General features: G+C 74.4%; 23 protein-coding genes. 16 read left to right on the top strand and 7 right to left on the bottom strand.

The genetic code is table 11. From position 1 onward, the window contains the following. Positions 1–4 precede the first annotated feature (4 nt). Positions 5–607 carry an aa3-type cytochrome oxidase subunit III gene (gene ctaE, locus ABD993_RS13865; RefSeq protein ID WP_345417050.1) on the bottom strand — a complete coding sequence of 201 codons (603 nt, stop codon included), beginning with the start codon at positions 605–607 and terminating at the stop codon, positions 5–7. Positions 608–703: 96 nt separating this feature from the next. Here ctaE and ABD993_RS13860 point away from each other — a divergent pair, with 96 nt between their 5' ends. From ABD993_RS13860 to ABD993_RS13850, 3 genes are all read left to right on the top strand, one after another. Continuing rightward, positions 704–1123: a response regulator gene (locus tag ABD993_RS13860; protein ID WP_345417047.1), complete on the top strand. Its 420-nt coding sequence runs from the start codon at positions 704–706 to the stop codon at positions 1121–1123. Beyond that, on the top strand, positions 1120–2163 hold the full coding sequence (gene trpD, locus ABD993_RS13855) for an anthranilate phosphoribosyltransferase (protein ID WP_345417045.1): 1044 nt from the start codon (positions 1120–1122) through the stop codon (positions 2161–2163). Before ABD993_RS13860 ends, trpD begins: the two co-directional genes overlap by 4 nt. Positions 2164–2560: 397 nt before the next feature. Next, positions 2561–4144: a glycoside hydrolase family 16 protein gene (locus tag ABD993_RS13850; RefSeq protein ID WP_345417043.1), complete on the top strand. Its 1584-nt coding sequence runs from the start codon at positions 2561–2563 to the stop codon at positions 4142–4144. A gap of 75 nt (positions 4145–4219) precedes the next feature. Here the strand turns inward: ABD993_RS13850 and ABD993_RS13845 are convergent, their stop codons facing one another. Next, complete coding sequence (locus ABD993_RS13845; RefSeq protein ID WP_345417040.1) at positions 4220–4495, bottom strand: Lrp/AsnC family transcriptional regulator; 276 nt, start codon at positions 4493–4495, stop codon at positions 4220–4222. Between the two features lie 28 nt (positions 4496–4523). Continuing rightward, positions 4524–6251: a DEDD exonuclease domain-containing protein gene (locus ABD993_RS13840; RefSeq protein ID WP_345417037.1), complete on the bottom strand. Its 1728-nt coding sequence runs from the start codon at positions 6249–6251 to the stop codon at positions 4524–4526. 152 nt (positions 6252–6403) lie between these two features. Between ABD993_RS13840 and ABD993_RS13835 the strand changes: the two genes are divergently transcribed. The 4 genes from ABD993_RS13835 to ABD993_RS13820 all read left to right on the top strand — a co-directional run bounded on the left by ABD993_RS13835 (position 6404) and on the right by ABD993_RS13820 (position 11031). Continuing rightward, a complete protein-coding gene (locus ABD993_RS13835; RefSeq protein ID WP_345417034.1) occupies positions 6404–7744 on the top strand; it encodes an NYN domain-containing protein in 1341 nt (446 codons plus the stop codon). Between the two features lie 188 nt (positions 7745–7932). Then, on the top strand, positions 7933–8202 hold the full coding sequence (locus tag ABD993_RS13830; RefSeq protein ID WP_345417031.1) for a hypothetical protein: 270 nt from the start codon (positions 7933–7935) through the stop codon (positions 8200–8202). A 471-nt stretch (positions 8203–8673) separates the two neighbouring features. Next, a complete protein-coding gene (locus ABD993_RS13825; RefSeq protein ID WP_345417028.1) occupies positions 8674–9783 on the top strand; it encodes an NlpC/P60 family protein in 1110 nt (369 codons plus the stop codon). Between the two features lie 120 nt (positions 9784–9903). After that, entirely contained in the window at positions 9904–11031 is a 1128-nt protein-coding gene (locus ABD993_RS13820) for a glycosyltransferase family 4 protein (RefSeq protein ID WP_345417025.1), read from the top strand. 93 nt (positions 11032–11124) lie between these two features. Here ABD993_RS13820 and ABD993_RS13815 read toward each other — a convergent pair whose 3' ends face one another. Further along, on the bottom strand, positions 11125–12927 hold the full coding sequence (locus tag ABD993_RS13815) for an AMP-dependent synthetase/ligase (protein WP_345417022.1): 1803 nt from the start codon (positions 12925–12927) through the stop codon (positions 11125–11127). 121 nt (positions 12928–13048) lie between these two features. Here ABD993_RS13815 and ABD993_RS13810 point away from each other — a divergent pair, with 121 nt between their 5' ends. From ABD993_RS13810 to ABD993_RS13785, 6 genes are read left to right on the top strand one after another with little or no spacing between them, the layout of a single operon-like run. Beyond that, positions 13049–13438, top strand: coding sequence for a polyketide cyclase / dehydrase and lipid transport (locus ABD993_RS13810; protein ID WP_345417020.1), 390 nt, complete (start codon positions 13049–13051; stop codon positions 13436–13438). Between the two features lie 5 nt (positions 13439–13443). Next, on the top strand, positions 13444–14232 hold the full coding sequence (locus ABD993_RS13805) for a metallophosphoesterase family protein (RefSeq protein WP_345417017.1): 789 nt from the start codon (positions 13444–13446) through the stop codon (positions 14230–14232). 17 nt (positions 14233–14249) lie between these two features. Continuing rightward, positions 14250–14690: an SRPBCC family protein gene (locus tag ABD993_RS13800; protein WP_345417015.1), complete on the top strand. Its 441-nt coding sequence runs from the start codon at positions 14250–14252 to the stop codon at positions 14688–14690. A 21-nt stretch (positions 14691–14711) separates the two neighbouring features. Next, positions 14712–15920: an ArsA family ATPase gene (locus ABD993_RS13795; protein ID WP_345417012.1), complete on the top strand. Its 1209-nt coding sequence runs from the start codon at positions 14712–14714 to the stop codon at positions 15918–15920. Beyond that, the gene (locus ABD993_RS13790; protein ID WP_345417009.1) at positions 15917–16279 is read left to right on the top strand and encodes a hypothetical protein; all 363 of its coding nucleotides are present in this window, start codon (positions 15917–15919) and stop codon (positions 16277–16279) included. Before ABD993_RS13795 ends, ABD993_RS13790 begins: the two co-directional genes overlap by 4 nt. A gap of 1 nt (position 16280) precedes the next feature. After that, complete coding sequence (locus tag ABD993_RS13785) at positions 16281–17237, top strand: ROK family glucokinase (protein ID WP_345417006.1); 957 nt, start codon at positions 16281–16283, stop codon at positions 17235–17237. Between the two features lie 79 nt (positions 17238–17316). Here the strand turns inward: ABD993_RS13785 and ABD993_RS13780 are convergent, their stop codons facing one another. Beyond that, positions 17317–17766, bottom strand: coding sequence for a hypothetical protein (locus ABD993_RS13780; RefSeq protein WP_345417003.1), 450 nt, complete (start codon positions 17764–17766; stop codon positions 17317–17319). Positions 17767–17909: 143 nt separating this feature from the next. On the opposite strand from ABD993_RS13780, the gene ABD993_RS13775 reads away from it, so the two are divergent. Next, positions 17910–18623 (top strand): lysophospholipid acyltransferase family protein, encoded by a 714-nt coding sequence (locus ABD993_RS13775; RefSeq protein WP_345417613.1) that lies wholly within the window; start codon positions 17910–17912, stop codon positions 18621–18623. Positions 18624–18635: 12 nt separating this feature from the next. Here the strand turns inward: ABD993_RS13775 and ABD993_RS13770 are convergent, their stop codons facing one another. Next, positions 18636–19943 (bottom strand): ABC transporter substrate-binding protein, encoded by a 1308-nt coding sequence (locus ABD993_RS13770; protein ID WP_345417001.1) that lies wholly within the window; start codon positions 19941–19943, stop codon positions 18636–18638. 155 nt (positions 19944–20098) lie between these two features. Here ABD993_RS13770 and ABD993_RS13765 point away from each other — a divergent pair, with 155 nt between their 5' ends. Beyond that, positions 20099–20599, top strand: coding sequence for a polyadenylate-specific 3'-exoribonuclease AS (locus ABD993_RS13765; protein ID WP_345416999.1), 501 nt, complete (start codon positions 20099–20101; stop codon positions 20597–20599). Between the two features lie 78 nt (positions 20600–20677). Next, on the top strand, positions 20678–22075 hold the full coding sequence (locus ABD993_RS13760) for a class II 3-deoxy-7-phosphoheptulonate synthase (RefSeq protein ID WP_345416997.1): 1398 nt from the start codon (positions 20678–20680) through the stop codon (positions 22073–22075). A 4-nt stretch (positions 22076–22079) separates the two neighbouring features. Here the strand turns inward: ABD993_RS13760 and pknB are convergent, their stop codons facing one another. Beyond that, on the bottom strand, positions 22080–23924 hold the full coding sequence (gene pknB, locus ABD993_RS13755; protein WP_345416995.1) for a Stk1 family PASTA domain-containing Ser/Thr kinase: 1845 nt from the start codon (positions 23922–23924) through the stop codon (positions 22080–22082). Between the last annotated feature and the right edge of the window lie 58 nt (positions 23925–23982).

The following is a 23982-nucleotide window of genomic DNA, read 5'->3' as shown; positions in this document are numbered from 1 at the left end:
CCCGCTACCGGATGAAGTAGATGACGGCGAACAGGCCGATCCACACCACGTCGACGAAGTGCCAGTAGTACGACACGACGATCGCCGCGGTGGCCTGGGCCGGGGTGAACTTGCTGAGCTTCGTGCGGATGAGCAGGTAGATGAACGCGACCAGCCCGCCCGTGACGTGCAGGCCGTGGAAGCCGGTCGCCAGGTAGAAGACGGTGCCGTAGGCGCTCGACGAGATCGTCGTCTCGTGCTCGGTGACCAGCGTGTGGTACTCGTTGATCTGCCCGAGCACGAAGAACGTGCCCATGAGCAGCGTCAGCAGGTACCAGCGCCGCAGGCCGAACACGTCGCCGCGCTCCGCTGCGAACACGCCGAACTGGCACGTGAACGACGACGCCACGAGGACGATCGTCACCACCAGGGCGTAGGGGACGTCGAGATGGGTCGGCGGCGGGGGCCACTCGCCGACGTTCTGGGCGCGCGCGGTGAAGTAGATCGCGAACAGACCGGCGAAGAACATCAGCTCGCTGGACAGCCAGACGATGGTGCCGATGCTGACCAGGTTCGGTCGGTTCAGCGAGTGGATCCGCGCGCTGATGTTGGGAGCCGCTGTCGTCACCCGGGCATTATGACCCACAACTTCTACAACGTGTCGTCAGACCCGGTCTTGTTCTTCGAGAACGCCTGACGGGCTGACGGGGTTCCGGTGGCTAGGATGCTCCGCGTGACCAGCCCCACGCCCAGGACCGTGCTCGTCTTCAGCCATCGTCCCGAGGTCAGGGAGGGTCTGGTCAGCGCGATCGGGCGCCGCCCGGCACCGGACGTCGGCCGGGTCCGCTACCTCGAGGTCGGGGGGATCGCCGAGGTCCTCGCCGCGTGCGACGCCGGTGAGGTGGACCTCGCGATCCTGGACGGCGAGGCCCAGCCGACCGGCGGCCTCGGACTGTGCCGCCAGCTCAAGGACGAGATCACGGACTGCCCGCCGATCGTCGTCGCGGTGCGGCGCGCGGACGACCGGTGGCTGGCCACGTGGTCGCGCGCGGACGCCGTGCTCGTGCACCCGCTGGACCCGCTGACGGCCGCGGAGACCGTCGCGGACGTGCTGCGCGGCCTGCCGGCGCCCGCCGTCCAGTGACGGCGGGCCAGACCTGGCCCGCGCTGCTCGGTCAGCTGATCGGCGGGCGGGACCTCACCGCGGACGACACCGCCTGGGTGATGGACCAGGTGCTCTCCGGCAGCGTGACCCCGGCCCGGCTGGCGGGCTTCCTCGTCGCGCTGCGGGCGAAGGGGGAGACGGCGGCGGAGATCACCGGGCTCGCCGCGGCGATGCTGGCGCACGCCAACCGCATCGAGGTGGCGGACCGCTCCGTGGACGTCGTCGGGACCGGCGGGGACCAGGCGAACACGGTCAACATCTCCACGATGGCCGCGGTCGTCGTGGCCGCCGCCGGGGTGCCGGTGGTGAAGCACGGGAACCGGGCGGCATCGTCGGCGTCGGGCGCGGCGGACGTGCTCGAGGCGCTCGGGGTGGCGATCGACCTGCCGCCCGCCTCCGTCGTCTCCTGCGTCGCGGAGGCCGGGATCGCGTTCTGCTTCGCGCCCGTCTTCCATCCCGCGATGCGCTACACGGGCCCGGTGCGCAGCGAGCTCGGCGTGCCCACCGCGATGAACATCCTCGGCCCGCTGACCAACCCGGCCCAGCCCGCCGCGGGCCTGGTGGGCTGCGCGGACGCCCGGCTGGCTCCGGTGATCGCCGAGGTGCTGGCGGGGCGCGGGGCGTCGGCGCTGGTCGTGCGGGGCGACGACGGGCTGGACGAGCTGACCACGACCACCACCAGCACCGTCTGGGTCGCGGGTGGGGGAGCGGTCGCGCGCTCGTCCCTCGACCCGACCGTGCTGGGACTCCAGCCCGCCACCCGGGAGGACCTGCGCGGCGGGGACGCCGGGGTGAACGCCCAGGTGGCCCGTGACCTCGTCGCGGGCAAGGCCGGTCCGGTGCGGGATGCAGTGCTGCTCAACGCCGCGGGGGCACTGGCGGCCTTCGACGGTCCGGTCACGGACCTGGAGGCGGCGCTGCGGGCCTGCCTCTCACGGGCGGCGGAGGCGATCGACTCGGGCGCCGCGGAGCGGGTGCTGGCGCGGTGGGCCGAGGTGTCCACGCGCCTCAAGGGCTGACCGCACGCTCCTCCGAAGGGCCCGTCGCACGGTGTGCGGCGGGTCCTTCGTCGTCGTGGGGCCCTCACGGACGGGGTCGTGACGCCGCGTCACAGTCGTCGTGACGGCTCGTGAGAACGCCTGCTCGGACGAGTGGTGACACGTGCTCGGCGCCGCCGACCGGGTCGCTGCACAGGGTGACGCCCGACTGGTGGTCGCATCACGCGATCGGGCGGCTTCGGGCCGTAACCGGTGACGGACCGCTGCGAAACGCACCACTATTCACGTCAGCACCACCTACCCCACTGACACCACGCGGCCCACCGGCCCGTGGCGCTCCGCTCGCGGAGGGTCGCGGTCGAGGCGGTCTCGTCGCCCATCCGGGGCGGCGGGTGGTGCACGGAAAGGCGACTGACCCATGAGGCTTCGAGCCCGCAAGCACCTCACCGTCCTCGCGGCGGTGGGCGTCCTGGCCCTGCTCGGGCCCGGGGTCGCCCTGGCCGCGAACCTGACCGCCACCCCGGCGGGCACCGTGAACGCCCCGGCGACGGGCCTGCTCGCCGCCGAGGCGACGGGGGCGCCGTCGCTGGGGGACATCCCGACGGCCGCGGCGCAGGCCGATCCGTCCGGTTCCGACACGGCCTCGGGTCCGGACACGACCTCCGGCAGCGACACGACCTCCGGCAGCGACACGGCGTCCGGGACGGACGAGGCCGCGGAGCCCGCGGCCGGTGACGCGAAGACGGGTGAGTCGGCTCCGGGCGGTGGCTCCTCCGCCGACGGCGCCGCCGCGAAGCCCGCGGCAGGCGCCGCGGCGCCCGGGGGGAATCCCTCCGCGACCGCGGGTGGGGGAGGCGCCGGTGCGCAGGCCGGGGACACCACGGCGCAGGCCGGTGCCGGCGTGGCCACCGCAGCCGAGCGCTACGGGTGGGGCACCCCGTTGCCGCAGTCGGACGAGTTCGACTACGTCGGCACCCCGAACGCCGAGAAGTGGGAGACCATCGACGGCTGCTGGAAGGGCCACGACGGCAACGGACAGCGCTGCGGGGCCAACAGCACCGTCGACGGGGAGAAGCTGATCCAGAAGGGGAGCGCGAACGGCGACACCGGCTGGCTCGCCTCGAAGCTGGACCAGCAGTACGGCCGCTGGGAGGCGAGGGTCCGCTCGTTCAACACCGGCGACAGCGGCAACGAGTACCACCCACTGCTCATCGTCTGGCCGCAGTCGGGCAGCTGGCCGCAGGACGGCGAGTACGACTTCCTGGAGAACCAGGCCCCCGGGGAGGAGTGCGCCAACGCGTTCATCCACTACCCGCATCCGAACATGCCGGTGCAGCAGGAGTTCCAGGAGGAGAAGGACTGCGGCGCGCCGCTGTCCGAGTGGCACACCATCGCGTTCGAGTGGACCCCCGACCACGTGCGCGGCTACGTCGACGGCAAGGAGTGGTACACGCTCTCCAACGGCGCCGGGCCGGGCGGGCGCAAGAACATCCAGGACATGCCGTCGGGCCACCTGACGATCCAGTTCGACAACTTCTACGGCGGCGGCATGCGCGAGGCGAACTACGAGGTCGACTGGGTCCGGATGTACACCCTGGACCCGAAGGACCCCCAGCCCGGCGCGAACGCCGGTGCGGGTGCGGCCACGGCCGGGCCCGGCGGCGCGTCGACCGGCGGCGCCGCGGCGGCGACGGGTGCCACCCCGCCCGCCCCGAGCGACACCGGCCCCACGACCGCGGCACCGACGGGCGGCACCCCGACCGCCGGCTCCCCGGCCGCCACGACCACCGACTCCCCGTCGGGTTCGACCCCGGCTCCCGGCAGCCCGGCCGGAACGACGACCGGCGCGCCGCCCGGGTCGACCGCCTCGAGCGGCACCGCCCCGACCGGGGACTCCCCGGCGACCGATCCCACGTCCGCCGCGGCGACCGAGGACGGCACGAGCGGTTCCGGCTCGACGGCCGCGAAGCCCGCGGGCGCTCGGACGGCGGCCGTCGGCTGATCACGACGGGGCCGACCGCTCCGCACGACGAGGACGGACGGCGCTCCCTCGCCGAGGGGGCGCCGTCCGGCGCGGTCAGCCGCCGACGGCGAAGGCGGCGTCGGTGTCCGCGCTGGAGTAGGAGCGGAAGGCGATGTGGGTGTCCGTGTGCTGCACACCCTCGACCTTCGACACGTGCCCGGCGATGACGTCCGCGAGCTGCTCGTGCTGCTCGACCTTGACGATCGCGATCAGGTCCACGTCCCCCGCGCAGGAGTAGACCTCGGCGACCCCGTCCAGGTCCGCGATGGCCTGTGCGGTCTCGGGGATCCGATCGGCGTCGGTGTGCACCAGGACGATCGCGGTGATCACGGGCTCTCCTTCACTTCGACGAGTCCGCTCAACCTAGTGCGTGCACCGCGGCCCGGCCCGCCTCCGTCCCCTCCCGCGCGCGGGCGGCCCATCCGCCCCAGCGCGCCGCCCCGTACGCGGGCTCGGCCCACGGCTCGCAGTACACGAGCCGGGTCCCCCCGCTGGTCAGCCAGCGGTAGAGCAGCCGGACCTCCTCGGGCGGCGCCCCGTGCAGCGGCCCGGGCCCGGGCAGGATCGTCTGCGCACCGGTGCGCATCGCCTCCACCACCGGCATCGGGCGCACACCGCGGCGCGCCACGTCCGCCGCCGCCAGCTGCCCGTACCGGACGACAGCGAGCTCCCAGCCCCCGCGCCCGTCCGGCCGAGCGCCCACCAGCTCGGGCTGCGCGGCCAGCTCGGCGAGGCTCTGGCGCCTGGTCAGCGCCCCGATCAACGCGACGAGCCGGTCCCGGTCGCCCGCCGCCTCCTCGTACCGCTCCTGGTCCGCCAGGACCTCCACCTCGCCGACCAGCGCGGCCAGCTCCGCGTCCCGCCGCCCCGCGACGAGGTCCCGCCACCGCGTGACGGCCGGGGCGTACTCCTCCCGGCTCTGCAGTCCGGCACAGGGCGCCCCGCAGCGCCCCAGCTCGTGGAGCATGCACGGCGTGGCCGACGGCGCGCGGGCCGGGATCCGCTGCGTGCAGCGCCGTAGGGGCACGGCGTCCAACAGCGTGTGGACGGCGGACTCCGCCGCCCGGTGGGAGGTGAACGGCCCCAGTGCCCCCTCCTTCGGCGAGGTGACGACGGACAGCCGGGGGAAGGCCTCCTCCGTGGGCGCGACCCACCACACCCGCCCGGGATTGCGCGAGCGCCGGTTGTACTTCGGCTTGTGCGCCGCGAGCAGCCGCAGCTCGCGCACCCCGGCCTCCAACGCGTGTGCGCAGACCACGGAGTCCACCCGCTCGGCGAGGGCCACCATGTCCCGGATCCGCCGCCGCCGCTCGCCCGCGGTGAAGTAGCTGCGGACCCGCCTGTGCAGGTCCCCGCTGGTCCCGACGTACAACACCTCCTCCCGCGGCCCACGGAACAGGTAGACCCCGGGCGCCGAGGGCACGGCCGCGGCCAGGTGCCGCTGCTGCCGTTGCCGCTGGGTGGGGCGGTGGGCCGAGGCCTCGCGGGTGAGGGCGAGCAGCTCCTCGAGGCTCTGCACCCCGAGGTTCCCGATGCGCTCCAGGAGGTGGTGGAGGACCTCGACGGTGGCCCGCGCATCCGACAACGCGCGGTGATCGGGTCGGGTCCGGGTGCCGAAGTGTCTGGCCAGGGCGCCGAGCCGGACGCTCGGACACTCGTCCCGGGTCAACGCCGCGCGGGCGAGGCGCGCCGTGCACAGAACCGGGGGCTTGGGCCAGGGCAGGCCGTAGCGCTCGCAGGCCGAGCGGAGGAACCCGGCGTCGAACGGGGCGTTGTGCGCCACCAGGACGGCTCCGGACAGGAACTCCAGGACGGACGGCAGCGCCGCCTCCATCCGCGGCGCGGCCCGCACCATCGCCGTGGTGATCCCGGTGAGCGCCACGATGTTCGGCGGGATGCCGGTCCCCGGGTCGACCAGCGTGGCCAGCTCGCCGAGCCGCTCGCCGCCTCGCACCTTGACGGCGCCGACCTCGGTGATCCCGTCCCGCTGGTGGGAGCCGCCGGTGGTCTCGAGGTCCAGCACCACGAAGGTCACCTCGCGCAGCGGGGTGCCGAGCTCGTCGAACGACAGCTGGGGAGCGGTCACGGGCCGAACACTAGTTCGACCCACCGACAGTTCTCGCACACCCGTTCGAGCGTGTCGCGCTCCGACCGGCCCCGGTGGCGCGGTCGAGTGGAGTCCGCGCGGCGGTCGGGCAACTCGTGGCTGGCCGCGTCGATCGGGGATAACCTTGTCCGATGTACCCGGAGGACGCCGAGCCCGTCGAGGGTTCCGTCGTGCCTCCGGAGCCCGCGGACCCGGCCGACCTCGACTGGGGCCTGCTGCCCGACCCGGTCCGGCACCGGCTCGCCGAGGTCGCGGCCACGGCCGTCGGGAACATGCCGGGCCCGGAGATCCCCGGGTCGTTGCGGCCCTTCGCCCGGTTCACCCCCGCCAAGCGCGCCCGGCTCGGTGGCTCCGCCCTGGTGCGCGAGCTCCGGCGAGACGGTGCCTTCCGTACCGCGGTCGTCGCGTGGTGGGAGGAGCACCGGCCCGGCGAGCTGGCCGCGGGCCCGGACGAGCCGATCGCCTCGGCCGCCGCCGCGGTGATCACCGGCGCGCCGGGCGCCCGGGCCGCGGTCGCCGCCGTCGCCCGCCGGGGGGACGCCGCGGAGGCCCGCGCCGAGCGGGACGAGGCCCTGGCCCGGGCGGACAAGCTGACCATCGAGGTCGAGCGGCTGCGCAACGAGCTCGCGGAGGCCCGCGACCGGGCCCGGGAGGCCGCGGCCGAGCGCGAGCAGGAGTTCGTGCGGCTGCGGCGCAAGGTCTCCGAGCAGGGCACCGAGCTGCGCTTCGCGCGGGACGGCCGGGTCGAGCTGGAGAGCGAGGTCGCGCGGCTGCGCGCCGGGGCGGACGAGCGGCTCGCCGCCGCGCTCGCCGAGCGGGACCGGGAGCGTGCCCGCGCGGACGAGGAGCGCGCCCGCGCCCAGCGGGCGGCGGCCGAGGTCGCCTCCGCACGGCAGGCGGCCAAGGAGGCCAGGCAGGGGGACGAGGTGCGTCTCGCCCTGCTGCTGGAGACCCTGGGCGGGGCCGTGTCCGGGCTGCGGCGCGAGCTGTCGGTGGGCGGGGGCGGGCCGCGGCCCGCCGACCTGGTGGCCGGGCCCACCGTCACGCGCGGTCAGCCCGTGGTCAACCTGAGCACGCTCGACGCGATGCTGGCCCTGCCTGCGGCGCACCTGATCGTGGACGGCTACAACGTCAGCAAGACCGGCTATCCGGAGCTGCCGCTGGCGGATCAGCGCAGCAGGCTCGTGGGGCAGCTGGGGGCGCTGGCGGCCCGCACCGGGGTCGAGGTCACCGTGGTGTTCGACGGCGCGGCCGTCACCGCCGCCCAGACCCGCGGCGCGCGGGGGGTGCGGGTGCTGTTCAGCGATGCCGGCGTCATCGCGGACGACGTGATCCGCGACCTGGTCGCCGCCGAGCCCCAGGGCAGGCCGCTGCTGGTGGCCTCCTCCGACCGGGCGGTCGCGGAGTCGGTCCGCCGCAAGGGCGCGCACGCGGTGCCGTCCTCGGTCCTGCTGGGTCGTCTGCGGGGCTGAACGTCGGGCCCGTCGTCCGCGGTCGCGGGGCGGGCGACAGCGCGGCGCAGCTCGACTGCTGTGCCCACAGGGAGGCGGGTACGGGCCCGGGAGCGGGTTCGCGCAGGTCAGGGCATGGCATCGGAAACTGTCGGTGGTGGGCTCTAGCGTGCGCCGCAGATCAGGTCACCGGACGCGAGGAGGGCACGATGATCGTCGACTGCGACAGCTGCGAGGTCCGTGGGGCGGCCTGCGGGGAGTGCGTGATCGGGGTCCTGTTGGGCGTCCCCGAGGTGCCGAAGGCGGGTGAGCCGTCGCCGTCCGGCGCGCCGCAGGTACAGCTCGACGCAGCCGAGCGGCGCGCGTTGGCCATCCTGGCGGACCAGGGACTGGTGCCGCGGTTGCGCGTGGTCCCCATGGACGGCCGCCCCGTCACCGGGACCGGGGGTGCGGAGGCCGAACAGCGCAACGCTGGGTAGTCCTCACGGGGCGAATCGGGCGTCGTCGTCGCAGCGTGTGGGGGAGACCGCTCGCAGCGCTCCCGGTCGGGCGTGCGCTGGACGGGTGAATCACACGCTCGTAACCTCCAGCGCGTTCCCGTGTTCGAGGGCCGTCTCCCCAGGGTGGTCGCGCGGGAACGCCACCGCCGGTGCGCTTCCCCCGCAGCGCTGCCCGGAGCTCCCCGTCCGGGCGCGGCGGTGCCGAGGAGGGAGTCGCGCGACGTGGGACCCCGAGACCCGTCGAAGGATGGCCCGCACCGATCCGGTGCCGCCGACGACCTCCCGCGTGGTGTGCGGCGCCGTGCCGAACCGGACCGCGACCGTCGGCCGAGTCCCCGCGAGGGGCTGACGGGCCACGGTCGAACAGGCCACGGTCGAGGCGGACGCCGTCTCCGCGGGCTGTTCCCGATCGCTGTCGTCCTCCTCCTGGCCCTTCCGTTCGGTGCGGGTGTGGCGTCCGCGGACCCGCGGCTGCCCGGCATCCCGCTTCCCGCGATCCCGACCCCCGGCTCGGCCCCCGCACCCGAGCCCCCGACCGGTGTCGGACCCGTGCCCGGAGCCACCGATCCCCTCCCGGCCGCTCCCGAGGGTGTGACACCGGGTCCGGCCGAGGCCGCGCCCACCCCGGAACCACCTCGCACCGCGGACGAGGCGCGGCAGCGGCTGGGCGAGGTGCAGCACGAGGCCGAGGCGCTGACCGAGCAGTGGCACGCCGCCACGGACGAGTTCACGGCCAGGCAGGAGGAGGCGGACCGGCGGAACGAGGCCGTCGAGCCGCTGCGCAGGGAGGCCGACGCCGCCCGGGCGGACGAGGAGACCTACCGGCGGTCGCTGGAGGACGTCACCCTCGCGTTCTTCGACAACGGCAGGCTGGACCAGTTCAACGCCCTGCTCTCCAGTCCGTCGCCGCAGGACTACCTGGACCAGATGTCCGCGCTGGAGACCCTGTCGGCGGACCGGCTCGTCGCGCTGCGGGACCTGCAGGGCAAGGTGGACCGGGCCGTCCGCACCCAGGCGGACGCCGACCAGGCCACCGCGGAGGCGCAGACGGCCGCGGACGCCGCCCACCGCGCGGCGGACGAGATCGCCGGGCGCAAGGCGGACGCCGAGCGCCGGATCGACGAGGCCGAGGACCTGCTCCGGCAGCTCAGCCCGCGCGACCGCGCCCTGCACAACGGCCCGGACGAGGAGGCCCCGGACGTCGCCTGGGGTTCCGGGGTCGGCGCGGACGCCCTGCGCGCCGCGGCGACCAAGCTGGGCAAGCCCTACTCGTGGGGTGCGGGCGGGCCGAACTCCTTCGACTGTTCGGGGCTGACGTCCTGGGCGTTCCGGCAGGCCGGCATCACGCTGCCGCGCTCGTCCAGCGCACAGTCCACGGTCGGCCGCGCGGTCTCGTGGAACGAGCTGCAGCCCGGCGACCTGGTCTTCTACTACTCCCCGGTGAGCCACGTCGGCATCTACGCGGGCAACGGCACGATGATCAACGCCCCGCAGAGCGGCGACGTGGTGAAGTACCAGAAGGTCAACCGCAGCGTCTTCACCGGTGCGCGCCGGGTCTGACCCGGCCCGGTGATCCGCGGTCGGGGAGCGCCGCGGTCGCCCGCCGACCCCTCCGCGCCCGACCCGTGGATCATGGCGGTCGGTCCGCGCAGCTCACCGGGGGGTCGCTACGGTCGGTCGGTGGCCCGCACCCTCCTCGTCACGAACGACTTCCCGCCCCGCCGCGGGGGCATCCAGAACTACCTGCGGGCGCTCGCGGACCGGCTGCCGCCCGGGGAGCTCGCCGTGTACGCCCCGGCGTGGGAGGGCGCCGCGGAGTTCGACGCCGGACTCGGCTATCCGGTGCACCGCCATCCGACCTCTCTGATGCTGCCGGTGCCGAGCGTCGCGCGGACCGCCGCCGAGCTCGTCGAGGAGCACGGGGCGACGACGGTGTGGTTCGGCGCGGCCGCCCCGCTCGCGCTGCTGGGGCCGTACCTGCGGGGCGTGGGCGTCGAGCGGATCGTGGCCAGTACCCACGGGCACGAGGTCGGCTGGTCGATGGTGCCGGGCGGACGGCGGGCGCTGCGCCGGATCGGGGACGACGCCGACGCCGTCACCGTGGTCTCGCGGTACACCCGGGGTCGGTTCGCGGCGGCGTTCGGGCCGCGGGCCGCGCTCGAGCACGTGCCGCCTGCGATCGACCCGGAGGTCTTCCGGCCCGATCCGGCCGCCCGCGCGGAGCTGCGGGCGCGCTACCGGCTGGGGGAGGCTCCCGTCGTCACCTGCCTGTCCCGGCTGGTCGCGCGGAAGGGGCAGGACGCGCTGATCGGCGCGCTCGGACCGCTGCGCGAGCGGATCCCGGGGGCCCGGCTGCTGATCGTGGGGGACGGGCCCGACCGGGACCGGCTGCGCCGGTTGGCCCGGGGGGACGAGGCCGTGGTGTTCACCGGTGCCGTGCCCGCGGACGAGCTGGCCGCCCATCAGGCCGTCGGGGACGCGTTCGCCCTCCCGTGCCGGACGCGCGGCGGCGGGCTGGACGTCGAGGGGCTGGGGATCGTCCTGCTGGAGGCCCAGGCGTGCGGGGTGCCGGTGGTCGCGGGGGACAGCGGCGGGGCACCGGAGACGGTGCGGCCGGGGGAGACGGGGCACGTCGTCGACGGGCGGGACCGGGACGCGTTGGTCGCGGCCCTCGCCGACCTGCTGGCCGATCCCGACCGCGCCCGCGCGATGGGGGCGGCGGGACGCGTGTGGATGGAGCAGGCCTGGACCTGGCCGACCCAGGTCGACCGCCTCCAGCACCTGCTGACGGGCTGCGCCAGGGTCTGATGATCAGGCCCGGTGGAGAGCAGCAGACCCCGGCGCAGGGTTCGAGGCTCGGAAACCTGCGTCCGGGTCTGTTGATCACCGCGTGGGGTCGGATCAGGCGGGCTGCTTGTCCGTCGCGGGGGAGTAGAGGGCCTGGATCTCCTTGGCGTAGCGGTCCGCGACCACGCTCCGCTTGATCTTCAGCGTCGGGGTGAGCTCGCCGCCGCCCTCGGTGAAGTCCACCGGGAGGATGCGGAACTTGCGGATCTGCTCGGCGCGGGAGACCGCCTGGTTGGCCTCCTCGACCGCGGCGGCGATCTCGCCGCGCAGCTCGGGGTCGTCCACCAGGTCCGCCGCCGAGGACGGGTCCTCGCCCGCGGCCTTGCCGTTGCGCTCCCGCCAGCCCGGCAGTGCCTCGGGGTCGATGGTGATCAGTGCCGCGATGAACGGCTGCCCGTCCCCGACGACCATGCACTGCCCGACGAGCGCGTGTGCCCGCAGCCGGTCCTCCAGCACCGCGGGGGCGACGTTCTTGCCGCCCGCGGTCACCAGGATCTCCTTCTTCCGGCCGGTGATCGTGAGGAACCCGGCGTCGTCCAGGGCGCCGATGTCCCCGCTGTGGAACCAGCCGTCCTCGATCGCCTCCGCGGTGGCCGCCGGGTTGTTCCAGTACCCGCGGAACACGATGCCGCCGGAGAGCAGGATCTCGCCGTCCTCCGCGATCCGGACGGCGTGCCCGGGCACCGGCCGCCCGACCGACCCCACCCGCTGCGCGCCGAGCGCGTTGACGGTGACGCCCGCGGTGGTCTCGGTGAGCCCGTAGCCCTCGAGGATCGGGATGCCGACCCCGCGGAAGAAGTGCCCGAGCCGCTCGCCCAGCGGCGCCGACCCGGACACCGCGGCCACCACGTGACCGCCGGTGGCCTCGCGCAGCCTGCCGTAGACGAGCTTGTCGAACACCGCGTGCTTCAGCTTGAGCGCGAACGAGGCGCCGCCGGTGTCCTGCGCCCGGGACCAGGCGATCGCCACGTCGGCGGCGGCGTCGAAGATCCCGCCCTTGCCGCCGTCGTGCGCCTTCTGCCGGGCGCCGTTGTAGACCTTCTCGAACACGCGCGGTGCGGCGAGCAGGAACGTCGGCTGGAAGGTGCCGAGGTCCGCGAGCAGGTTCCTGGTGTCCGGCGTGTGCCCGATGACCGTGCGCGAGGCGATCGCGCCGCACTGGATGACCTTGCCGAACACGTGCGCGAGCGGCAGGAACAGCAGCACGGACCCGTCCGCGGCCAGCAGCTGGTGCAGCACCTCGCGGGTCGCCGCGATCTCGGTGAGCAGGTTGCGGTGGCTCAGCTCGCAGCCCTTGGGTCGCCCCGTGGTGCCGGAGGTGTAGATCAGCGTGGCCAGGTGGTCCGCCCCGACGGCCGCGCGGCGCGCGTGCACCTCCTCGACGGCCACCGCGGACCCGGCCTCGACGAGCGAGTCCACCGCGCCCTCGTCGATCACCTTCACGAACCCGTCCGTCTTCACCAGGCTCGCGTGGTGCGCGGTCTCGACGACGATGCCGACCGCCCCGGAGTCCTCCAGGATCCACGCGATCTGCGACGCCGACGACGTCTCGTAGATCGGCACGGTCACCGCGCCGACGGCGAGGATCGCGTAGTCCAGCAGTGTCCACTCGAACCGGGTGCGGGACAGCAGCGCCACCCGGTCGCCGGCCCCGACGCCCGAGGCGATCAGCCCGCGGGCCACGGCGGTGACGCGCGCGGCGAACTCCGCCGCGGTGACCGGGTCCCACTGCCCGGGGCTGGACTGGATCTTGAGCAGGGTCTCCCCGGGGTGCTCCACCTCGTGCGCGTACACGGCGTCGAGGAGGTTCTCCTCCGCACCGACCGTCACGGTGGCGGGGACGCTGTACTCACGCACGATGACGACCTCCTGGCCGGCGTTGACAGGTTACTGATGAGGAAAGATACCGCGTCGGGAGAACGGTGACGAGGTCCCGTTCGTCCGGTAGATCCCGATCTGCCGAGGAAGGGGGCCCCGAGTGCCCAGTGTGGACGTGGTGGACGAGACCTTCCTGGCCGTGCCGCCCGCGCGCGTCGCGCCGGTCTTCGCCGATCCGGCGGCCTGGCGGCGGTTCTGGCCGGACCTGGAGTGCGAGGTGATCACCGACCGCGGGGACGAGGGTGTGCGCTGGACCGTCGGCGGCGCGCTGACGGGGAGCATGGAGGTCTGGCTCGAACCCATGCTCGACGGCACGTGCCTCCACTACTTCCTGCGCGCCGACCCCGTGGGCCCGGACGGCCGCCCCGCCCCGCTCACCGGCCGTCGGGCGGCCCGGGAGCGACGGCGCCGCCAGCACCGCGCCAAGCGGATCGCCTTCGCGCTCAAGTCACACCTGGAGGACGGCCGCCCGCCGGGTGAGGCACCGTAAGGGGTATGCGCGTCCACGTCGTGTCCGATGTCCACGGCAACGTCGACGCGCTCGCCCGCGCGGCGGACGGGGCCGACGCGGTGTTCGTGCTCGGCGACCTGGTCGACTTCGTGGACTACGCGGACCCCACGGCGGGGATCCTCGGGCGGGTGCTGGGCGAGGACGTCAGCCGGGAGTTCGGGCGGGTCCGGCGCTCCGGCGGGCCGGGGGAGCTGGCCGCGTTCGCCCGGACGGCGTGGGGGCGCATCCCCGATCCCGCCGCCGTCATCTCCGAGGCCGTGGACGAGCAGTACGCCAAGCTCTTCGCGGTGCTGCCGGACGACACCTGGGCCATCCCCGGCAACGTCGACCTGCCGGAGCGTTGGTCCGCCCACCTGCACCCCGGCATCCGGGTGCCGGACGGCGAGGTGGTCGAGATCGGCGGCGCGCGCGTCGGGTTCGTGGGCGGGGTGCCGCTGCCGCTCGGGTTCCCGCCCCGGACGGGGGGGCCGTGGCGGCCGCACATGGTCGTCGCCGAGGAGTACCTCGCCGCGGTCGCCGGCATCGGGGAGGTCGACATCCTCTGCAGCCACGCCCCGCCGGAGGTCCCCGCGCTGCACTACGACGTCGTCACCCGGCGCCGGGAGCTGCCCGGGCTGGGGCTGCTCGACCTGATCCGGCGCGAGCAGCCGCACCACGCGCTGTTCGGGCACGTGCACCAGCCGTTGGCGGCGCGGGCCCGGGTGGGGGCGACGGAGTGCGTGAACGTCGGGCATTTCCGGCGGACCGGTCTGCCGTACGTGCTGCGGTGGTGAGAGGTAACCTCCGCGGCATGGCCGACGCGACGACCTCCTCGATCACCATCGACGCCGACCCGGACACGGTGATGGCGGTCATCGCGGACTTCGAGGCCTATCCCGAGTGGGCCGACCAGGTCAAGACGGTGGAGATCCTCGCCCACGACGGCGACCGCGCCGACCAGGTCCGCTTCTCGATGGACGCCGGTCCGATCAAGGACACGTACACGCTGGACTACGACTGGGCGGCGGACGGCCGCTCGGTGTCGTGGGTGCTGGTCAAGGGCCAGATGCAGAAGGCGCAGACCGGCTCGTACACGCTCGAGTCCTCCGGGTCCGCGCCGACGACGGTCACCTACAGCCTCGCCGTCGACCTGAACATCCCGATGATCGGGATGCTGCGCCGCAAGGCCGAGAAGGTCATCATCGACACGGCGCTCAAGGGCTTGAAGCGGCGCGTGGAGGGCCGCTCCTAGCGGACCGATACAGTGCGGCCCGTGCGGGTCGTGCTGTTCACCGGCAAGGGGGGCGTCGGGAAGACGACGCTCGCGGCGGCCACGGCCGTGCGCCTGGCCCGCTCCGGTCGCAAGACCCTGGTCGTCTCCACCGACCCCGCCCACTCGCTGGGGGACGCCCTCGACGCCGAGCTCGACGGCGACCCGGTCGAGCTGGAGCACGGGCTGTTCGCCGGGCACGTCGACACCCGGGTGCTGCTCGAGGGCGCCTGGGCGGGCCTGCAGGACCACCTGCGCAGCCTGCTGTCCGGGGCGGGGATCGACGAGCTCGTGGCGGACGAGCTGACCGTCCTGCCCGGCGTCGAGGACCTCCTCGCGCTGGCCGAGGTGCACCGCCTGGCGGCCTCCGGCCTGTGGGACGTCGTGGTGGTCGACTGCGGGCCCACCGCCGAGACCCTGCGCCTGCTCGGCCTGCCCGAGGCGCTCTCGGGCTACCTGGAGCGGCTGTTCCCCAAGCACCGCAGGGTGATCGCCGGGCTCGCGGGCGCGAACCAGGAGGGCTGGCAGCGCACCGTGGACGCGCTCGACGGGCTCGCGGTGCAGCTCGCAGGCCTGCGGGCGATGCTCGGCGACCGTGCGAGCACCTCGATCCGGCTCGTCCTCACCCCGGAACGGGTCGTCGCCGCGGAGACCCGCCGCACGGTCACCGCGCTCGCCCTGCACGACCTGCGGGTGGACGGGCTGGTGGTGAACCGGCTGGTCCCGGCCCCGCCGCCGTCGCTGCGCGGCCCGACCGCGCGGTGGCTGCGCGAGCGGTGGACCGAGCAGCAGGCGGTGCTGGAGGAGGTGCGCGGCGAGGCCGGGGTGCCGATGGCGACCGTGCCGTACGCCGCCGCCGAGCCCGTCGGGACCGAGGCGCTGCTCGCGGTGGCCGGGGCGCTCTACGGGGCCGCCGATCCCGTCGCGGTCGGCCCGGACACCGAGCCGGGACTGCGGGTGGAGCGCACGGCGGGCACCGGGACGTCCCGGGACTCGGAGTTCGAGCTGGCGCTGCGCCTGCCCGGCGCCGCGCACGGGCCGCTGGACCTGACCCGGGTGGGGGACGAGCTCGTCGTCACGGTGGGGGTCACGCGGCGGCGGGTCAGCCTGCCCGCGGTGCTGCGGCGGTGTGAAGTGGTCGGTGCCCGGCTCGAGGACGATGATCTGATCGTGACGTTCGTCCCCGATCCCGCCGTCTGGATGCAGCGGTGAGCGAGCCCGGATCATCGGCGCGGCGCTGCCCTCATTCCGACACCCTGACCGGTGAGCTCAAGGCGTTGGCGGTCGCGGCGCTGGACCGGCTCGGTCCGCTGCTCGAGGCCGCCCGCTCGGGGGAGCCCGCGCCGTCGAGCTGCGTGTCCTGCCCGGTGTGCGCCCTGCTCGCCGTGCTGCGCGGCGAGCGCCCCGAGCTGGCTGTGACGCTCGCGGACCACGCCGCGGGAGTCGTCGCGGCACTGCGCACGTTGATGGAGGAGGTGCCGGAGCGTCCGGCCGAGGGAGGGTCGGATGTCGGTACCCACGCACCACCGGCGGGCAGACGGGTCCAGCGCATTCCCGTCCACCGGGTCTGAGGTGCTCACCGTCGGGGTCGACGTCGGCGGCACCAGCGTCCGGGCGGGCGTGGTGGACGCGCAGGGCGAGGTGATCGACAGCGCGGGCACGGCCACGCCCAAGAGCGACGACGCGCTGGAACACGCGATCGCCTCCTGTGTCTCGGAGCTGACCACGCGACACGAGGTGTCGGCGGTGGGGCTGGCGCTGGCCGGCTTCATCGACGCCGACCGCGGGATCGTGCGGTTCGCCCCGCACCTGTCCTGGCGGGACGCGCCGGTCGCCGACCGCATGGCGGAGCGGATCGGGCTGCCGGTCGTCGTCGAGCACGACGCGAACGCCGCCGCCCTGGCCGAGCGCCGCTACGGCGCGGCCGCGGGCGCGTCCACCGTGGTGTTCGTGGCGGTCGGGACCGGGATCGGCGGCGCCCTGCTGCTCGACGGCGCGTTGTACCGCGGCGCGTACGGCGTCGCCCCCGAGCTGGGCCACCTGCGGGTGGTGCCGGACGGGCGGCCGTGCGAGTGCGGCAAGCGCGGCTGCTGGGAGCGCTACTGCAGCGGCACCGCGCTGGGCACCACCGCGCTGGAGATGCTCGCCGACCCCGACCAGGGGCCGTCGGTGCTGCACCGCGAGGCCGCGCGCGACCCGGGCCGGATCACCGGGCAGCGGGTCGCGGGCGCGGCGCGGGACGGGGACCGGCTCGCCCGGCGCGCGCTGGCCGAGATGGGCCGCTGGCTGGGGGAGGGGCTGTCGCTCGTCGCGGACGTCTTCGATCCCGAGCTGGTCGTGATCGGTGGTGGGGTCTCCACCTCGGCCCCGATGTTCCTCGACGAGGCCCGCGAGCACTACGCGAAGATCGTCACGGGCGCGGGCAACCGCCCCCTCGCCCGCATCCGCACCGCGCAGCTCGGGTCGGCCGCGGCGGTCGTGGGGTCCGCGGAGCTCGCCCGCGAGGCCGTGGCCACCCGTCCCTCGTGAGCCTCCCGTACCCCACAAACGGCACTCTTGTGCGGACCTACCGCACAAGAGTGCCGTTCGTGCGGTAACAGGCGACGGGTCAGACGGTCCCGTCGTCCTCGGAGTAGGGGTCGTCCTCCGGGGTGGGCTGCCACAGGCGCATCAGCAGCCACGTGAGCCCGCCCGCGATGGCGACCAGCCCGAGCGGCAGGCCGTAGAGCGACGACATGCCCAGCCACTGCGGCGCCGCGATCAGCACGATCCCGATCGCCACCAGCGCCAGCCCGACGACGGCCGCGGCGCCGAGGCGGGGCAGCGGCGGGGGCTCCGGCGGGACGTAGTGCTCGTCCGACTCCCGCAGCGGGTCGACCGCGGGGCCGGGCCGCGTGGGCGCGACCGGCGCGGGGGGTTCGACAGCGGTGGGGGCGGTCGGCCAGTCGGGGACGGTGCCCTCGGCCCGCCAGGACGCGACGATGTCGTCGAACGAGGAGGCGCCACCCTGGTCGCCCGCCTCGGTCGCGCGGTCGTTCCCGTCCTGCTCGCTGCTCATGCACGGGGCCTTTCGCCGGACGCCGCAGGGGACGGGTGCATCCTGACACGGACCGGGCCGGAACGGGGCCCGGGCTCCCTTGTTGTCGTGCGGATGAGCCGCTCCGTAGGCTGAGCACCCACGCGGTGAGGAGGCCCGACTCGGTGCTGTACTGGTGGTCGAAGTTCGTGCTCATCGGGCCGTTGCTGAAGCTGTACTGCCGCCCCTCCATCGAGGGCGTGGAGCACGTGCCCGAGCACGGTGGGGCGATCCTCGCGAGCAACCACCTCGCGGTGGCCGACTCCTTCCTGCTCCCGTTGCAGCTCAGGCGGCGGATGACGTTCCTGGCGAAGAGCGAGTACTTCACCGAGCCCGGGTTCAAGGGTTTCCTGAAGAAGCAGTTCTTCACCGGGGTCGGGCAGGTGCCCGTCGACCGGTCCGGCGGCAACGCCGCGCAGGCGGCGATGGACACCGCGGTGCGGCTGTTGCGCGAGGGCAACCTGCTGGGCATCTACCCGGAGGGCACCCGCAGCCCGGACGGGCGGCTCTACAAGGGCAAGACGGGCGTCGCGCGGATGGCGCTGGAGGCGGGCGTGCCCGTGATCCCGGTCGCGATGATCGGCACGGACAAGGTCAACCCCATCGGCTCCACGCTGTGGCGGCCGGGGCACGTGCACGTCAAGATCGGCGAGCCGCTGGACTTCTCGCGCTACGAGGGCATGGCGGGGGACCGGTTCATCGAGCGCTCGATGACGGACGAGATCATGTACTCGCTCATGGAGCTCTCCGGCCAGACCTACGTGGACCTCTACGCGGCCAGTGTCAAGGAGAGGGCGGAGCAGGCGAGGAAGGCGGAGCAGGCGGACGAGGCGGCCTGACGCGCGGGTGGCTCACCCGGCGCGGACGGCGGCGTTGGCGGCGTCCTGGGCCTGCTGGAGGCCCTGGGCGACCGGGACGCGGCCCGCGAACACCTCGCCCAGGATCGGGCTGAACGCGCGGGAGGCCGTGCCGAAGCGCGGACCCATCGGCGGGTCGATGGTCGCCGTGCCGCCGAGGGCGCCGAAGTAGCCGGTCTCGACCCCGCGCTCGCGCCAGTAGTCGAAGAACTTCTGCTGGGAGCCGGTGACCGCGGGCAGCGCCGCGCCGCGCCCGCCCACCGGGTTCGCGCCGGGCTCGGAGCCGATCCAGTCCAGCACGCGCACGACGGCCTCGGGGTGCGGCGTCTTGGCGTTCCCCGCGGCGACCACGCTGTTCACCACCGACACCCGCCCGGCAGGGCCCGCCACCATCGGCGCGATGCCCCACTCGAACCCGGCGCCGTCCGCGACGTTGCGCAGGTTGTAGGTGCCGGACTGGAAGAGCGCGAGCCTGCCGGAGAGGAACGCGTCCCGGGCGTAGTCGGCGTTGTCGTTGGTGTCGTCCGCCGGGGGCGCCACGTGGTGGACGTTGATCAGGTCGGTCAGGTACTGGAATGCCTGGACCGACGCGGGCTCGGCGAAGCTGAACGTGCCGTCCGGGGCCTGGAACCGGCCCCCGTTGGACCCGACGAAGTCGTAGTAGATCGCCTGCAGGTCGCGGCCTGCGTTGAAGCCGTAGCGGGCGACGTGCGCGGGGTCGAAGCCCGGCTGGTCCGCCGTGCGGCCCGCGGCGTCCACGGTGAGCCTGCGGAGGGCAGACAGCAGGGTGTCCTTCGCCGGGTCCGGGCTCCACGCCAGCGTCGTCGGGTCCACGCCCGCCCCGGCCAGCACGGCCTTGTTGTAGTAGGTGACGATCCGTCCGTCGGTCAGGGCGGGGACGCCCCAGAGACCGCCGTCGCGGCTGTACTGGTCCACGGCCGCGGGGACCCACCGGCTGCTGCGGCCGGGCAGCACCCGCTCGATGTCCATCAGCGCGCCCGCGTCCGCCAACGTCCCGAGGTAGGCGGAGTTGAGCCAGAAGATGTCGTCCCCCTCGCCGCGCTCGAGCTGGGCGGGCAGGCTGACGAAGTAGTCCGCGTACGGCACGACGTCCAGGTCGACCGTGATGTCCGGGTTCTGTCGCTCGAACTCCTGGAACGAGGTCCCGTAGGCCTTCGCCACCTGGTCGTCCCAGAGGCGCAGGGTGACGGTGGTGACCTGGGTCCGTGCGGGCGCGGCACAGCCGGCAGCCAGCACGGCGACGAGGGCGATCAGCAGCGCGGGCAGCGCTCGGCGGGGCATGGGAGGTCCTCGCGGGCAGGGGGTATCGCTGGTGTTGTCGTTGCGGACGCACGAAACGTGACGACCCCGGCCGGGTTTCGCCCGACCGGCCCAGTCCCCGCGCGCGGGGTCAGGCTACCGGGACGTAGGCTCGCGCGAGGTCGGAAAGGGTTGGCATGCGTTTCTTCTACGACACCGAGTTCATCGAGGACGGCACCACGATCGAGCTCGTGTCCATCGGTGTCGTCGGTGAGGACGGCCGCGAGTTCTACGCCGTGTCCACGGAGTTCGATCCCGGCCGTGCGGGCCCCTGGGTCCGGGCCAACGTGTTGCCCAAGCTGCCCTCCCCGGCCGATGCCGCCTGGCGCTCGCGGGACCGGATCAAGCGGGACCTGCTGGCCTTCCTCACCGGCGCCCCCGGCGAGGTCGAGCTGTGGGCCTGGATCGCGGCGTACGACCACGTGGCCCTCTGCCAGCTGTGGGGCGCCATGCCCGCGCTGCCTCGCGCCCTGCCCCGCTTCACCCGTGAGCTGCGGCAGCGCTGGGAGGACGCGGGCAAACCGCAGCTCCCGCCGCCGTCGTCGGACGCGCACGACGCCCTCGCCGACGCCCGGCTCAACCTGCGCCGCTGGCAGGTCGTGGAGGCGAAGCTTGCGGAGCCGACCATCAGTTCGTGAGGCGAAGCGTGCGGAGCCGACCATCAGTTCGTGAGACCGCCGTCCCCGCCGCATGACGTCCCGTTAGGCTGAGTCCTCGTGAACTGGTCCGTCGACGCCCCGGTGGACGTCCTGCCCGAGTTGCCGCCGCTTCCCGCGGACCTGCGCGCCCGGCTGGACGACGCCCTCTCCCGCCCCACCGCCCAGCAGCCCGAGTGGCCGGACGCCGCGGCGGTCGCCCACACCCGGACCGTCCTGGAGTCCGTGCCCCCGGTCGTGCTGCCGCCGGAGGTGGACCGGCTCAAGGGCCGCCTCGCGGACGTGGCGAACGGCAAGGCGTTCCTGCTGCAGGGCGGGGACTGCGCGGAGACCTTCGTCGACAACACCGAGCCGCACATCCGCGCGACCATCCGCACGCTGCTGCAGATGGCCGTCGTGCTGACCTACGGCGCGTCCCTGCCGGTGGTCAAGGTCGGCCGGATCGCGGGGCAGTACGCCAAGCCGCGCAGCTCGCCGATCGACGCGCTCGGCCTGCCGTCCTACCGCGGGGACATCGTCAACGGGCTGGCGCCGAACGAGCGGTCCCGCACGCCGGACCCGTCGCGCATGATCCGCGCGTACGCGAACGCGTCGGCCGCGATGAACCTCGTCCGCGGGCTGACCGCGACCGGCATGGCCGACCTGACCATGGTCCACGACTGGAACAAGGACTTCGTCCGGACCTCCGCGGCGGGTGAGCGGTACGAGGCCGTCGCCGCCGAGATCGACCGGGCCGTGCGGTTCATGGACGCCTGCGGGGTCGTGGACCACAACCTGCGCGAGGTCGAGTTCTACGCCTCGCACGAGGCCCTGCTGGTGGACTACGAGCGGGCCATGCTGCGGCTGGACCTGGACCGCGCGGAGAACGACACGCCCGCCCTGTACGACCTGTCGGCGCACTTCCTGTGGATCGGGGAGCGCACGCGCCAGCTGGACGGCGCGCACATCGCCTTCGCCGAGCTGCTGTCCAACCCGATCGGCCTCAAGATCGGCCCGACGACGACGCCCGAGCAGGCCGTCGAGTACGTCGAGCGGCTGGACCCGCGGAACGAGCCGGGCAGGCTGACGCTGATCTCGCGCATGGGCAACAGCAGGATCCGGGATGCACTGCCGCCGATCGTCGAGAAGGTCACGGCGAGCGGGCACAAGGTCATCTGGCAGTGCGACCCGATGCACGGGAACACCCACGAGTCCACGACGGGCTACAAGACCCGGCACTTCGACCGGATCGTGGACGAGGTGCAGGGCTTCTTCGAGGTCCACGGCGCGCTCGGCACGCACCCGGGCGGCATCCACGTCGAGGTCACGGGCGAGGACGTCACCGAGTGCCTCGGCGGCGCCCAGGAGATCAGCGACACGGACCTGGCGGGCCGCTACGAGACCGCCTGCGACCCGCGGTTGAACACCCAGCAGTCCCTGGAGCTGGCGTTCCTGGTGGCGGAGATGCTCCGCCACTGAGTGGTCAGAGCACGGTCAGGGTGACCGTGCCGCCCCGGTCGACGGTGTCGCCCGCGGACGGGCTCTGACCGACGACCCGGCCGTTGGAGCGGAGGAAGGGGAAACCCTCCTCCCGCTTCACCTTCAGGCCGAGCTCGCGCAGGGCCGCCTCCGCGTCGTCCGCCCGCTCGCCGACGAGGAACGGCACCCGGACCGTCGGGGGCGGGGCCTCGCCCTTGCTCAGCACGAGGGTCACGGTGCCGCGCAGCGGCAGCGGGGTGCCCGCCGCGGGATCGGTGCGGACCACGGCGCCCTCCGGGACCGTGTCGCTGAACTCCGCCCCGCCCGTCGCGGGGGTGAGCTCGGCGGCGCGGACCGTCTGCTCGGCGTCCGCCACGGCCGTGCCGGGCCCGATCGGCGGGACGACCGGGCGGCCCGTGGACACCCGCAGGGTCACCCCGGCGCCCCGCAGCAACCGCGCCTCGGCAACGGGGTCGCTGGCGGCGACGACGTCCGCCGCGACGTCGTCGTGGTGCTCCTCGGTCACCGTGACGGCGAGGTCGGCGTCGGCGAGCAGGCGCTCGGCCGCGGCGCGGTCCAGACCGACGACCGACGGCATGGCCGTCCATCGGCCGGAGCCCATCCACCAGGCCGTGCCCCCGACCAGCAGGCCGAGGACCAGCAGCACCGCGATCCAGATCGCGAACACCCGGCGGCTGCGACGCCGGGCGACGCGGTGGTCCGGGAGATCCTCCGGGCGCGCGGCCGCGGCCGTGCCGTGCCTGCCGCGCCCGGGCGGGTCCCCGATCACCGCGGTCTCGGGCTCGCTCCCGGCCCGGCCGCCACCGGCACCGGCCCGGCCGGACCATCCCGCGTCGCCCGGCTCGTCCCAGCCCGGGGCGCGGTCGAGGGCCCGGGTGCCGCGCGGCCCCTCGACCGCGGCGGGCACCGTGTCCTGCTCGTCGACCGGCGGGGGCGGCGGCAGCGGGACCGCGACCCGCGGGACCCCGAGCTCCATCCGGAGCCTGCGCAGCTCGGCCAGGAACGCGGCGGCGTCCGCCGGGCGGCGGGCGGGATCGCGGGACGTGGCGCGCTGGACCAGCTCGTCCAGCTCCGGCGGCACGTCGCCCGCGATCCGCGACGGTGCGGGGACGTCGTCGTTCACGTGCCGGTAGGCGACCGACAGCGCGTTGTCACCGGTGTAGGGCGGGGCGCCGGTGAGCAGCTCGTAGAGCAGGACGCCCGCGGCGTAGACGTCGCTGCGGGCGTCCGCCTGACCGGTGGCGACCTGCTCGGGGGACAGGTACGCCATGGTGCCGAGGATCATCCCGGCGTGCGACACGCCCGCCTCGGCGGCCGCGGTGACCAACCCGAAGTCCGCGACCTTGACGACACCGCCCGCCCCAGCCGGGTTGTTCGTGCCCAGCAGCACGTTCTCCGGCTTGACGTCCCGGTGGACCATGCCCAGCGCGTGCGCCTGGGCCAGCCCCTCCAGCACCGGCTCCAGCACCGCGAACGCCACCGGCACCCCCAGCGCGCCGCGGCGGCGCAGCACCTCGCGCAGGGTCCCGCCCTCGACCAGCTCCATGACCAGGAACAGCGTGTCCCTGTGTCGTCCCTGGTCGAAGACGTCTACCACGTGCGGATGGTCGATCCGGGCGGCGGAGCGGGCCTCCCGCTCGACGCGCCCGCGGAACACGGGGTCGGCCGCCATCCGCGGGTCCATGATCTTGATCGCGACGGGCCGGTCCAGCCGTGTGTCGAGCCCCCGGTGCACGACCGACATGCCGCCGCGGGCGAGGACCGCCCCGACCCGGTACCGCCCGTCCAGCAGCACGGCCGGCGCGGTTCGTCCGGTCGGGGCGTTCACCCCCCGACGGTACCGCCCGCCCGGAGGCTCCCCGCGCGGGCCGGCGCTGTGGCATCCT

The sequence above is a fragment of the Pseudonocardia xishanensis genome (assembly GCF_039541715.1).
Classification (GTDB): domain Bacteria; phylum Actinomycetota; class Actinomycetes; order Mycobacteriales; family Pseudonocardiaceae; genus Pseudonocardia; species Pseudonocardia xishanensis.
Note: the sequence above shows the minus strand (reverse complement) of the source record. Positions and strands in the feature narration are given on the sequence as shown.